At 70.5% G+C, this 11,802-nt stretch carries 10 protein-coding genes, 1 tRNA gene and 1 pseudogene; 8 read left to right on the top strand and 4 right to left on the bottom strand.

Annotated elements, in window-relative coordinates; all coding sequences use genetic code 11:
- Window positions 1-165: 165 nt before the first annotated feature.
- Both LW587_RS07670 and LW587_RS07665 read right to left on the bottom strand, forming a co-directional pair.
- Window positions 166-1,314 (bottom strand): annotated as a pseudogene (locus LW587_RS07670) (IS3 family transposase).
- Between the two features lie 246 nt (window positions 1,315-1,560).
- Window positions 1,561-1,636 (bottom strand) — tRNA-Lys (locus LW587_RS07665).
- Window positions 1,637-1,820: 184 nt separating this feature from the next.
- Here LW587_RS07665 and hemC point away from each other — a divergent pair.
- Window positions 1,821-2,747, top strand: coding sequence for a hydroxymethylbilane synthase (gene hemC / locus LW587_RS07660; RefSeq protein ID WP_232628997.1), 927 nt, complete (start codon window positions 1,821-1,823; stop codon window positions 2,745-2,747).
- A 77-nt stretch (window positions 2,748-2,824) separates the two neighbouring features.
- On the opposite strand, the gene LW587_RS07655 is transcribed toward hemC, so the two are convergent.
- Window positions 2,825-3,889, bottom strand: a complete 1,065-nt coding sequence (locus tag LW587_RS07655) for a GSCFA domain-containing protein (RefSeq protein WP_232628996.1) — start codon at window positions 3,887-3,889, stop codon at window positions 2,825-2,827.
- Between the two features lie 241 nt (window positions 3,890-4,130).
- Here LW587_RS07655 and LW587_RS07650 point away from each other — a divergent pair, with 241 nt between their 5' ends.
- Window positions 4,131-5,027: a WcbI family polysaccharide biosynthesis putative acetyltransferase gene (locus tag LW587_RS07650; RefSeq protein ID WP_232628995.1), complete on the top strand. Its 897-nt coding sequence runs from the start codon at window positions 4,131-4,133 to the stop codon at window positions 5,025-5,027.
- A 58-nt stretch (window positions 5,028-5,085) separates the two neighbouring features.
- On the opposite strand, the gene LW587_RS07645 is transcribed toward LW587_RS07650, so the two are convergent.
- Complete coding sequence (locus tag LW587_RS07645) at window positions 5,086-5,484, bottom strand: response regulator (RefSeq protein WP_232628994.1); 399 nt, start codon at window positions 5,482-5,484, stop codon at window positions 5,086-5,088.
- Window positions 5,485-5,589: 105 nt separating this feature from the next.
- On the opposite strand from LW587_RS07645, the gene LW587_RS07640 reads away from it, so the two are divergent.
- The 6 genes from LW587_RS07640 (at window position 5,590) to LW587_RS07615 (ending at window position 11,740) form a co-directional block, all read left to right on the top strand.
- Window positions 5,590-5,916 (top strand): Hpt domain-containing protein, encoded by a 327-nt coding sequence (locus LW587_RS07640; RefSeq protein WP_232628993.1) that lies wholly within the window; start codon window positions 5,590-5,592, stop codon window positions 5,914-5,916.
- Window positions 5,917-6,145: 229 nt separating this feature from the next.
- Window positions 6,146-6,652 carry a peptidoglycan-associated lipoprotein Pal gene (pal, locus tag LW587_RS07635; RefSeq protein ID WP_232628992.1) on the top strand — a complete coding sequence of 169 codons (507 nt, stop codon included), beginning with the start codon at window positions 6,146-6,148 and terminating at the stop codon, window positions 6,650-6,652.
- Window positions 6,653-6,747: 95 nt separating this feature from the next.
- The gene (ybgF, locus tag LW587_RS07630) at window positions 6,748-7,788 is read left to right on the top strand and encodes a tol-pal system protein YbgF (RefSeq protein WP_232628991.1); all 1,041 of its coding nucleotides are present in this window, start codon (window positions 6,748-6,750) and stop codon (window positions 7,786-7,788) included.
- Window positions 7,785-8,801: a tRNA lysidine(34) synthetase TilS gene (gene tilS / locus LW587_RS07625; RefSeq protein WP_232628990.1), complete on the top strand. Its 1,017-nt coding sequence runs from the start codon at window positions 7,785-7,787 to the stop codon at window positions 8,799-8,801. Before ybgF ends, tilS begins: the two co-directional genes overlap by 4 nt.
- 150 nt (window positions 8,802-8,951) lie before the next feature.
- Window positions 8,952-10,880: an ATP-dependent zinc metalloprotease FtsH gene (ftsH, locus tag LW587_RS07620; protein WP_232628989.1), complete on the top strand. Its 1,929-nt coding sequence runs from the start codon at window positions 8,952-8,954 to the stop codon at window positions 10,878-10,880.
- A gap of 113 nt (window positions 10,881-10,993) precedes the next feature.
- Window positions 10,994-11,740 (top strand): sulfite exporter TauE/SafE family protein, encoded by a 747-nt coding sequence (locus tag LW587_RS07615; protein ID WP_232628988.1) that lies wholly within the window; start codon window positions 10,994-10,996, stop codon window positions 11,738-11,740.
- Window positions 11,741-11,802: the final 62 nt, after the last annotated feature.

The following is an 11,802-nucleotide window of genomic DNA, read 5'->3' as shown; positions in this document are numbered from 1 at the left end:
CCCGCTAGGGTACTGGTGCCCGTCATATCATCTCCGCACATCCTGCTACACGCCCTACATAACTCTCTTGATAGGGTGGGTAAATCGGTCAAGCTGGTCGCAGCAGGCAATCGCTCCAGGATGAGGATGCCTGATCGGCCCCCACGCGGTGGTCCAAGCTCAAAATTAGTACAAAATGGCCTGGAGTTGACCCTGTTTGTGGTCCACGGCCAATGCAAGTTCTCGGGCTGTGACAGCTTGGTTGGCGAAGGCTCGGGGCGTCAAGTCGCCTAGGGCCGTATGGGGTCGATCTTCGTTGTCGTGGGACCTCCAGTCCTCGATGCGCTCGCGGGCATCGGCCAGCGACAGGAACCACGAGGCGTTCAGACATTCCGCCCGTAGGCGGCCGTTGAACGACTCGTTTGTTGCCGTTGTCGGTCGGCTTGCCCGGCCGCGAGAAGTCGATCTCGACCCCGTTCAGGTACGCCGACTGGTCGAGCATGCGCCCGGCAAACTCCGGTCCATTGTCGACCCGCAGGCTCTTGGGCCGCCCCCGCAGCCGGACCAAGGCGTTTAGGGCGTCGGTCACCTGGAAGGCGCGGAAGTTGGCTCTCGGTGTGAGCGAGAGCGCCTCTCGCGTACGGCAATCAACGACCGTCAGGATCCGGAACGGACGTCCGTCGAAGATGCGGTCGGACATGAAGTCCATGGCCCAGACCTCGTTGGGTCCGCCGATGGCCGGCCGCCCTTGCCGGTAGCGCCAGGCCCGTTTGCGCCTGGGCAGCCTGGGCCTGATCGACAGTCCCTCGTCACGGTAGATCCGGTAGGTGCGCTTGTGGTTCACCTCCCAGCCCTCCCGCCGCAACAGGATGTGCAGCCGTCGGGAGCCGTAGCGCACCCGTGCAGCGGCCAACTCCTTGAGCCGCATCCGCAGCGCCACCTGCGGGTCGGAGCGCTTCCTGCAACGCTGGGACGAGCGGCCGAAACCGGTGGCCTGGCAGGCCCGACGCTCGCTGATGTCGTAGGCCGCCTGCAGGGGATCGACGACCTCGCGACGAGCGGCGGGCCTCACCACTTTCGCTTGAGCACATCCTGCAGCATGGACCGATCCAGCGTCAGGTCAGCCACCAGTCGTTTGAGTTTGCTGTTCTCATCCTCCAGCTGCTTCAGCCGCCGGATCTCCGGCACGCCCATGCCGACGAACTGCTTCTTCCAGAGGTAGAACGTCGGCTCGGACACGCCCCTCTTCCGGCAGACCTCGTCCACCGTCGCGCCGTTCTCCGCCTGCCGCAGGGCGAAGGCGATCTGTTCGTTCGTGAATCGTTTGCGAGGCATGGCATCCACCCTCCTTCAAGGTTCAGGATGCCCGAAAAACTTGCGCTCAGCGCCGACCAGTTTGCTGGGTCAGGGTCAAACGTCCGATCGATTCCCGATTCCCACCACCTCAACCGCGACCCGGCGCTCGCTCTGGCCGTGATCCGTAAGCTCGAAACCTGAACGCATTTTCCCGACCGGATACCCGACCGGGCCTAGCTGTACCGCCAAGCCATCGAAGAAGTGCAGTCGTATCAGGGAGATGTTTGGTGGGCGCACTAGGGTTCGAACCTAGGACCCGCTGATTAAGAGTCAGCTGCTCTACCAACTGAGCTATGCGCCCGTCGGCCTCTGGGGTGAGGCCGGGCCGCTGGGCCACCAATTCCCTGCGGTGGCGGGCAATTAGCAATCGCCGGGGGCGCTGTCCAGCCCGTGTCGCAACATTTTCCCGCGGAAAGGCCCGAGAGCCCCGCTTCGCGCCGCGTCGCGGCGTGACGCGGGCGGCGGTCTCGGCTACAGCGCAAAGCATGATTGCGCGCCCTCTCAGAATCGGCACCCGCGGCAGCCCGATGGCCTTGGCGCAGACCGGAATGGTCCGCGACCGCATCGTCGCGGCCAATCCCGGCCTGGAGACCGAGATCGTCGTCGTGTCGACGGTGGCCGACCGTGTGCTCGACCGGCCGCTCTCCGAGATCGGCGGCAAGGGCCTGTTCACCAAGGAGCTGGAGCAGGCCCTCATCGCCGATGCCATCGACGTCGCGGTCCACTCCATGAAGGACGTGGAGACGTGGCTGCCGGACGGGCTCGTCATTGCTTGCATCCTGGAGCGGGACGATCCCCGGGATGCCTTCCTCAGCGCGAGCGCGGCGACCGGGCTCGCCGACCTGCCCGCCGGGGCGCGGGTCGGCACGTCCTCCCTGCGGCGCGGGGCCCAGGTGCTGATGCACCGGCCCGACCTGCGGATCGTGCCGTTGCGCGGCAACGCCAACACCCGGATGCGCAAGCTCGAGGCCGGCGAGTGCGACGCGACCCTGCTCGCCCTTGCCGGTTTGCAGCGCCTCGGCATGGAGGACGTGGCCCGCTCCGTCCTCTCCGTGGACGAGATGCTCCCCGCCGTCGCGCAGGGAGCCCTGGGCATCGAGTGCCGGGCGGGGGACGACGCGGTCCGCGCCCTGCTGGCGCCGATCGCCTGCGCCACGACCACGACCGCGCTGGACGCCGAGCGTGGGCTGCTGGCCGAGCTCGACGGCTCCTGCCGCACGCCGATCGCCGCGCTCGCCCGGATCGACGGCGACCGGCTCACCCTCGACGGCCTGCTGTTCCTGCCGGACGGCTCCCGCCACTGGGGGGTGCGCCGCGAGGGCGCCGCCACCGACGCCGCCGCGATCGGGCGGGAGGCCGGTGCCGAATTGAAGCGGGCGGCGGGTGACGTGTATGTCGCCCACCTGAAATAGAGCCCGAGCCGAAGCCGGGCGGCGCTCCGCCCCGGGCCTCGGCCCAGACCCGGAATCCGGGACGAGGCGCTCGCCGCTCAGGCCAGCGAGCGCTCGATCGCCTCCTCGTCGCAGATGACCCCGGCGGTGCCGGCGAACTCGGCCTCGCCGACCCGGGGCGGCAGGGGCGCGGCGCCGGGCTCCGGAGCGAAACTCGCCATGAAGGAGCGCATCACGTGGGCGACGCCGGCCTCGGCGATCGTGCGCTGGTCCTCGTTGTAGTAGCGCCCGCCATTGGTGTGGCTGGTGACGATCTCGTAGGACGGGAAATACACGAGGCTCGGATCACCACCGGCGCAGATCTCGCCGGCCGCCGCCCGCAGGACCGCCTTCGAGTGGGCATTGGCGACGAGCACGTGTCGGTCGAGATAGGTCGCGGCGAGCGGCACCGGCGAGACCGTGAGGATGACCCGGGCCTGGGGGTTCACGCTCCGGAGCCGGTCGAGGAAGCCGGTTACATCGGCGATCACCTCGGCGGTGCTCGCGTTGACGAAGGCGACCTCGACCGGATCGTAGCGGCCGCCGGCGACGCCGGGCGCCAGTGGCAGGGCCGCTCCATCGGCCCGCCAGCGCCAGCCCTCGGTGAGCCCGAGCGTCAGCACCAGGACGTCGAGGCTCTCGAACAAGGCGCGCACGCGGCCGAGATGGTGCTCCCGCGCCACCACCACGGCCTCCTCGTCCGAAAAACCGTCCGGCTCGATCGTCGGCCGGAACGGGTCGACGAGGCGCCCGTCCTCCCGGGGCCACGCCCGGAGTGCGGGGCGGAAGTCGCCGAACGCCCGGTCGAAGAGCTGCACGAACTGGCGCGGGCCGTAGAGATTGCCGTAGCGGGCCGAGAAGGTGCCGAACTGGCGCGCGGCGGCTAGAGCCGGGTCGAGCCCCTCGGGCGCCTCTTCCGTGACGTGGTAGCGGAAACCGCCCTTGACCAGCGCCTGCGAGACCCGCTGGGCAAAGCAGGAGCCCGCGGTGGCAACCCGGTCGGTTAGCTCGATCCGGAAGGCGTCCCTCGGCCCCGGATCGACGGCAAAGGGAGGCACGCCCGCCACCGCCTTGCGCCAGAATCGCTCGGCCGGTAGATCGCGATAGGGGTTCGGGTGGCTCACGGTGTCCTCACCAGACGGGCGTTCGTGACCGGCGCGGGGGCTGAACGGGCCGGGTTCGGCGGCGCTCCCCGTGCCCCTCAGCCCCCAACCGCGAGAGGCCGCGCGCCGCTTGGTTTTGCCGACAGCCCCGTCCCGATCCTCCGCGCCGGAGGTCTCCCCCTTCTCACCGCGCTCCTGGGCGAGAGCGTGGCGAGGGCGGGGGCCGCGCCTCGCGGTCCTCGGCAATTGCCAGGCGGGAGGGGTGGCGGCCTGCCTGCGCCTGCTCCTGCCGGAGGCGACGGTGGAGACGATTCCGATCGAAGCGCTCAGGCGGCGGTTCGGGCATCTCGACCGCCTCGCCCGGCATCTGAACCGCGCCGACCACGTCTTCGCGCATTTCTTCCCGGCCAGCTTCATCGAGGGCGGGGACGTCCATACCCTGGCCGAACGGGTGCCGCGCCTGCGCTACTTTCCCGCGATCCTGTTTGCGGGCTTTCACCCCGATCTGATCCATGTCGGCGACGAGGCGAGCCTGCGGCTGTCGCGCCTCGTCGCTTCGCCCATCGGCTACTACCACTCGGCGATCGCGCTGCAGGCCTTCCACTCCGGCCTCAGCGTCGCGGCGACGCTCCCGCTCTACGGGGAGACCGCTTTCGCGCGGCTCGGCTACGACCGGCTGTGGGAGACGAGCGTGGCCTACCTGCTGCGCACCGCCGAGGATATGGGCTTCGGCCTGGAGCGGGACTTCGCCCTCTGGTGCCGGGGGGGGGCCTTCATGCACACGATCAACCATCCGCGGCTCGCCGTGCTCGGCGACATCGCCCGCCGCCTCGCCCGAGAGGCGGGCTACCGGCCCCTCGACATCCCGGTCGAGGCCTATGCGCGCGACGGATTGGCCGCGGGACCGATCTGGCCGGTGCTGCCGCCGGTGGCCGAACGCTTCGGGGTCCCGGGCTCGACCCTGTTCAAGGGCGACGGACGCGGCCGCCCGGCCCGCCTGCTCGACCTGCCGGATTTCGTGGCCGAGAGCTTCGCCCTCTACGCGTGGCAGGAGCCGGAGGCACTGACCTCGGCCCGCACCGATGCCTGGGCGAGGGATGAGGCGGTTCGTGCCCTTTTCGCGGAGGCCGGGGGCCGGCCGGCCGCCCGCAGCCCGTGACCCCGAGGGGTACCGGCATCCGCGGGAACGATATCCGCGCGATCCGCGCGGGAGCGCCTCAACCTGCGGCGCGCATCCCTTCGCCGACCTCGCCGGCGGCGGCCATCATCCGCGCCAGAGCGACGATGTCCCGGATCTGGAACGGCTTGCGCACGTAGAGGCTGCCCGGCACCGAGCGTCGTTCCTGCCGGGCCGCGGTCGAGGCGTAGACGACGGGGCGGCGGGGATGGCGCTCGCGATAGGCCGCGGCGACCTCCCACCCGTCGATCAGGCCGGGCAGGTTAATATCGGTGAACAGCCAGTCGATCGCGGTCCGGCCGTCTCGCAGCATGGTGAGGGCCGCCTCGCCGCTAGACGCGGCCAGAACCACCATGCCCTCCTGCTCGCACAAGCTCGTGAGCATCTCCAGCAGCAGGTAATTGTCCTCTACGATGAGGACGCTCGGGGCGGACGCCATGAATCCTGTTCCGATTGCCGCGGGCCGCCATCACACGGTCCTTAAGGTTAAGGTTTCCTCAACAACCCTGCGCCAGGCAGGGGATCCGTGACACAGGGTCGGACCATGATCGCTGACGTGTTCGACGCCGCCGCGCTGGCCGATCTGGAGGACCTGTTCGGCCGGCCCCGCCTGCTCGATTTGCTCGGCGCCCTCGACCAGGAGATCGCCCTGCGGCTCGACCCGCCGGCCGCCGACCGGGGACAGCTCGCCCGCGACGCCCACATCCTCGTCTCGTCGACCGGCGCGCTCGCCTTCTCGACCCTGTCCCAGGCCTGCGCGCGGCTGGAACATGCCTGCCTGCGCGATGACGGCATCGCGGAAGCGCTGGAGGCGGCCCAGGCCGACGCCACCCGCGCCCGGTCGGCGATCGCCCTGCTTCGCGCGGCGTAGACCCGCGCCTGTTGCAGCGCAGCAACAGACACCCGCGAAGCGCGCAGCGCCCCGGCCGTGCCGCCGGCGTGCCGCAATCGTCGGGCGAAAGCTTGGGTGTGCGACCGCACCGGGCTGCCTGCGCCTGCGGTCTACGAAGCGGCAGCGTGAAGGACGCTTAACCGTCCCGCGCTAAACCGTCCGGAACGAACACAGCCGGCTCGCTGCGGCGAGCCGAGGAGTCAAGACGATGCCGACACCCGCGACACTCCGTGGGCTTTCCCTCACCCTGGCCCTGTGCGCGGCCCTGGGGCTCGGCGCCTGCTCCAAGGACCAGGATCTGGCCGACGCTTCCGGCTTCGGCGCGGGTGGGCGGGGTGGTGCCCCGGGCAGCGCCCAGGACTTCGTCGTCAACATCGGCGACCGGGTGTTCTTCGAGTCCGACTCCACCGACCTGACGCCGACCGCCACCGCGACGCTGGACAAGCAGGCCGCGTGGCTCCAGCGGTACCCGCGCTACGCCTTCCTGATCGAGGGCCATGCCGACGAGCGCGGCACCCGCGAGTACAATTTCTCCCTCGGCGCCCGGCGCGGTCAGGCCGTGCAGGATTACCTCGCCTCCCGCGGCATCGCGGCCGGCCGGATGCGGATGGTGTCCTACGGCAAGGAACGCCCGGTCGCGGTGTGCAACGACATTTCGTGCTGGTCGCAGAACCGCCGCGCGGTCACGGTGCTCGACCGCGGCGCCGGCTCCTGAGCCCCGCCCGCGCGAAAACCGGTTTTGCGGCCGGCCGGCCCATCTGCTAACGCGGGAAACGGCCGCGAACGAACTGACGATCGGTGCCTGCCGCCATGATCCGCCGCCTTCTCCTGACGCTCGGGCTGACCTTCGGATTGTGCCACGCCAGCCTCGCGCCGGCGCGGGCGCAGGATGCCTCCGAGCTGGTGGTGCGCCTCAACCGCCTGGAGAATGTCTCCCGGCAGATGTCGGGGCAGATCGAGACGCTCCAGTACGAGAACCGCCAGCTCAAGGAGCAGCTGCGCAAGTTCCAGGAGGATGTCGAGTTCCGCTTCCAGGACGGGAAGCCGAGCCCAACCCCCGCGCCGCGCCGCGCGGCGCCACCCCCGGCCGCCGCGCCGGCGCCGGCGCCCTCGGGCACGCCCTATGGCGTGAATCCCGGAGAGGGGAAGCCGGCCAAGCGCGGCGACGCGTTCGACCCGACCCAGAACCCGTCCGCCCCGGGCGCGCCGCGGCCCCTGGGCGCGACCCAGCCCTCGCTCCCCCAGCCCTCGCTTCCCCTGCCGACCGGCGCCATCGCCGAGACCGGCACGTCCCTGCGCGGGCCGGGCGCGGAGGAAGGCGATGCGGGCGAGCCCGAGGAGATGGATCCGCCGGCGGGCTTCGGCGGCCCCGTGAACATCACGCCGCCGCAAGGGGGACGGCCGGCCCCGGTGGCCGCCGCCGAGCCGCAGACCGCCGCCAGCATTGCGGCGACCGGCAGCGGCGACGCGCAAGCCGATTTCGAGGCGGCCCACGCGCTCATGCGCGAGCGGCAATACGAGCAGGCCGAGATGAGCCTGCGTCAGTTCATCCAGTCTCATCCGCGCGACCGGCTCGTTCCGAAGGCGACGTACTGGCTCGGCGAGAGCTATCTTCAGCGCAACCGCTCCCGCGAGGCCGCTGAGCAGTTCCTGAAGGTCTCCACCGATTACGCCAGTTCGCCCGTCGCCCCCGAGGCGATGATGAAGCTCGGCGCGTCGCTGCATGCGCTCGGCGCCAAGGCCCAGGCCTGCGCGACCCTGGCGGAGGTCGAGCGCAAGTTCCCGGGTGCGGGGGCCAACGTGCGCCAGGGCGTCGAGCGGGAGCAGAAGCGCGCCCGCTGCGCGGCTTGACCCCGGCGGATCCGTCCGCCTCCCGCGACGGGCCGCTCGCCCGCGCCCTCGCACCGGTTCTCGACGGGGCCGGGGGGCCGATCCTGCTGGCCGTGTCCGGCGGCCCCGATTCCACCGCCCTGATGCATGCCGCCGCGGCCCGCGGCCCGGCCGGCGGCCTGTTCGTCGCGACCGTGGATCACGGCCTGCGGGCGGATTCAGCCGCCGAGGCCCGCGCCGTCGGGGCCCGCGCCGGTACGCTCGGCCTGCCTCACGCCGTTCTGACCTGGGACGCGCCGCGCCGCGGGAGCCGCGTGCAGGCGGAGGCGCGCGCCGCCCGGTACCGCCTGCTTGCCCTCCATGCCCGGGGGATCGGCGCCGGCCTGGTCCTGACCGCGCATACGCGGGACGATCAGGCCGAGACCGTCCTGCTGCGCCTCATCGCCGGGAGCGGGCCCGGCGGTCTCGCCGGAATGCGCCCCGAGCGCCCGCTCGCGGAGGGCGTCCGCCTCGCGCGGCCCTTCCTGGCGCTGCCGAAGGCCGATCTCGTCGCCTATTGCGCCGCCCACACCCTTCCCTTCGCGACCGATCCGTCGAACGCGGACGAGCGCTTCGCCCGGGCCCGCCTGCGCCGCCTGCTGCCGCTCCTCGAGAGCGAAGGCCTCGGCGCCGTGCGGCTCGCCCGGCTCGCCACCCGCGCCGCACGGGACGAGGCGGCCCTGTCGGCACGGGCCGCCGCCGTGCTGATTAATCTGCGCCGCCACGGCCCGGAGGGCTGGTGCCTCGACGGACGCCGCCTCGCCCGCGAGCCCGAGGCCGTCGTCCTGCGGGTGCTCGACGCGGCCCTCGACGCCGTCGCCGAATCTCCCGCGCCGAAGCGCCTCGAACGCCTGGAGCGCCTCGTCCTCGACGCGGTGCTGCCGGCCCTCGGGGAGGGGAGGGCGCTGCGGCGGACCCTGCGCGGCGTGCTCGTGAGCGTCGGGCCGTCCGGAACCGTGCGGCTCGCGCCAGCACCGCCGCGTCGGGATGACTGACCTGCGACGCTAACCCTGTGCGGTGACCTCGCCGCAGGTGTGCCCGATTTACTTGGCAAGGGAAGGGACGCCGCCTACATTGCCCACGAGCGCGTGGGAGCAGCCCCGACACCTCGGGAAGACGCCCGCACGCCTCCTCAGGACCGATCGATGAACCCGAATTTCCGCAATTTCGCCCTGTGGGTCGTCATCTTCCTGCTGGTGCTTGCCCTCGTGACCCTGTTCCAGAACCCGGGTCACCGCGGCGGCGGCAGCGAGATCGCCTACAGCCAGCTCCTGAACGACGCCGATGCCGGCAAGATCCAGTCCGTGGTCATCGCCGGTCAGGAGGTGAGCGGCACCTATGTGGGCGGCGGCAATTTCTCGAGCTACATCCCCAACGATCCGACCCTGGCGTCCCGGCTGCAGAGCAAGGGCGTGACGATCTCGGCGCGCCCGCCCTCCGACAACACGCCCTGGTTCATCCAGTTGCTCGTGAGCTGGCTGCCGATTCTCGTCTTCATCGGCGCCTGGATCTTCCTGAGCCGTCAGATGCAGTCCGGCGCTGGTCGGGCCATGGGTTTCGGCAAGTCGAAGGCCAAGCTCCTCAACGAAGCGCATGGACGCGTCTCGTTCGACGACGTGGCCGGCGTCGAGGAGGCCAAGGAAGATCTTCAGGAGATCGTCGAGTTCCTGCGCGATCCGCAGAAGTTCCAGCGGCTTGGCGGGCGCATTCCCCGCGGCGTGCTTCTCGTCGGCCCGCCCGGAACGGGTAAGACCCTGATCGCCCGGGCGGTCGCGGGCGAAGCCAACGTGCCGTTCTTCACGATCTCTGGCTCGGACTTCGTCGAGATGTTCGTCGGCGTCGGCGCCAGCCGCGTCCGCGACATGTTCGAGCAGGCCAAGAAGAACGCACCCTGCATCATCTTCATCGACGAGATCGACGCGGTCGGCCGTCACCGCGGCGCCGGTCTCGGCGGCGGCAACGACGAGCGCGAGCAGACCCTCAACCAGCTCCTCGTCGAGATGGACGGGTTCGAGGCCAACGAGGGCGTCATCATCATCGCGGCGACGAACCGCCCCGACGTGCTCGATCCGGCTCTGCTGCGTCCCGGCCGGTTCGACCGCCAGATCATGGTACCGAACCCGGACGTGACCGGTCGCGAGCGCATCCTGCGGGTTCACGTCCGCAAGGTGCCCTTGGCCCCCGACGTCGATCTCAAGACCATCGCCCGCGGCACCCCCGGCTTCTCGGGCGCCGATCTCATGAACTTGGTGAACGAGTCGGCACTGCTCGCCGCGCGTCGCGGAAAACGCATCGTCACGATGCACGAATTCGAGGATGCCAAGGACAAGGTCATGATGGGCGCCGAGCGGCGCACCCTGGTCATGACCGAGGATGAGAAGCGCCTCACCGCCTACCACGAGAGCGGCCATGCGATCGTTGCGCTGAATGTGCCGGCGACCGATCCGGTCCACAAGGCGACGATCATCCCCCGCGGCCGGGCCCTCGGCATGGTCATGCAGCTTCCCGAGCGCGACAAGCTGTCGATGTCCTTCGAGCAGATGACCTCGCGGCTCGCGATCATGATGGGCGGCCGCATCGCCGAGGAGATGACCTTCGGCAAGGACAAGGTGACGTCGGGCGCGCAGTCGGACATCGAGCAGGCGACCCGGCTGGCCAAGATGATGGTCACCCGCTGGGGCTTTTCGCCGGAGCTCGGCACCGTCGCCTACGGCGACAACAACGACGAGGTCTTCCTCGGCATGTCGATGGGCCGTCAGCAGACGGTCTCGGAGGCCACTGCCCAGAAGATCGACGCCGAGGTGCGCCGTCTCGTCGAGGCCGGCCTGGAGGATGCCCGCCGCATCCTCGCCGACCGGGCCGACGACCTCGAATCCCTGGCCCAGGGTCTGCTCGAATACGAGACCCTGTCGGGTGACGAGATCCGCAAGCTCCTCAAGGGCGAGCCGCCGGTGCGCGATTCCGGCGACGTGCCGCCGACGCCGGCCCGCGGTTCCCCGGTGCCCTCGACCGGGCGCGGCCGCCCCCGCGGCAGCGATGGCGGTCTGGAGCCGAGCCCGCAGCCGCAAGCCTGAGGGCAACCATCGGACCGATCAGAGAGGCGCCCCCCGGGGCGCCTCTTTTTTCGTCTCCGGGCCCTCACGGATCGCGTCCTCCCGCGACATCACGGCACGAAACGACGCGAACCATGCCGCTCTCGACCTACCTGATCGTCGGATTCGGTGCCGCACTCGCGGGCTTCGTACAGGGGCTGTCCGGCTTCGCCTTCGGCCTCGTCGCCATGTCGGTCTGGGCCTGGGTCATCGACCCCAAGCTCGCCGCCGTCCTCGCCGTGTCCGGAGCACTGACCGGGCAGATCGTCGCCGCCTTCTCGGTCCGCCGCGGGTTCGATCTCGCCCGCCTCGCGCCCTTCGTGCTCGGAGGATTGGCCGGGATTCCGCTCGGAGTCGCCCTACTGCCGCGGCTCGACATGGACTGGTTCAAGGCGATCCTCGGCACCCTGCTGGTGATCTGGTGCCCGGCCATGCTGTTCGCGCGCCATCTCCCGCGGCTCACCGCCGGGGGGCGGATCGCGGATGCGGCCGTCGGGCTCGGCGGCGGGCTGCTCGGAGGCCTCGGGGGCTTCACCGGCACGCTCCCGACCCTGTGGTGCACCCTGCGCGGCTATGAGCGGGACATGCAGCGCGCCATCATCCAGAACTTCAACCTCTCCATGCTGCTCGTCACGATGCTGGTCTACACGGCCTCGGGGCTCGTTACGGCAGCGACGCTGCCGATGCTCGCCGTGGTGCTGCCCACCATGCTGCTCCCGACCTTCCTCGGCACGCGCGTCTATACTGGCCTCAGCGAAGCGGGGTTCCGCCGGATCGTGCTCGGTCTCCTCACCACCTCGGGCATGGCCATGCTCGGATCGGCGCTGCCGCGGCTCCAGTGACGCGGCACCCGCCGCATTTCGACCGCCTTTCTCGCAGAGCAACCCATTCACCACGCCCGCGG

Source organism: Methylobacterium sp. Leaf118, assembly GCF_920984675.1.
GTDB lineage: Bacteria > Pseudomonadota > Alphaproteobacteria > Rhizobiales > Beijerinckiaceae > Methylobacterium.
The sequence above is the reverse complement of the archived record's forward strand: the minus strand, read 5'-3'. Positions and strand labels throughout refer to the sequence as shown.

Excerpts from the sequence above, each read along its gene's own strand:
- hemC (WP_232628997.1), top strand. The coding sequence starts at position 1,821 with ATGATTGCGCGCCCTCTCAGAATCGGCACCCGCGGCAGCCCGATGGCC.
- ybgF (WP_232628991.1), top strand. The coding sequence starts at position 6,748 with ATGATCCGCCGCCTTCTCCTGACGCTCGGGCTGACCTTCGGATTGTGC.
- LW587_RS07615 (WP_232628988.1), top strand. The coding sequence starts at position 10,994 with ATGCCGCTCTCGACCTACCTGATCGTCGGATTCGGTGCCGCACTCGCG.
- LW587_RS07645 (WP_232628994.1), bottom strand. The coding sequence starts at position 5,484 with ATGGCGTCCGCCCCGAGCGTCCTCATCGTAGAGGACAATTACCTGCTG.
- LW587_RS07640 (WP_232628993.1), top strand. The coding sequence starts at position 5,590 with ATGATCGCTGACGTGTTCGACGCCGCCGCGCTGGCCGATCTGGAGGAC.
- pal (WP_232628992.1), top strand. The coding sequence starts at position 6,146 with ATGCCGACACCCGCGACACTCCGTGGGCTTTCCCTCACCCTGGCCCTG.
- ftsH (WP_232628989.1), top strand. The coding sequence starts at position 8,952 with ATGAACCCGAATTTCCGCAATTTCGCCCTGTGGGTCGTCATCTTCCTG.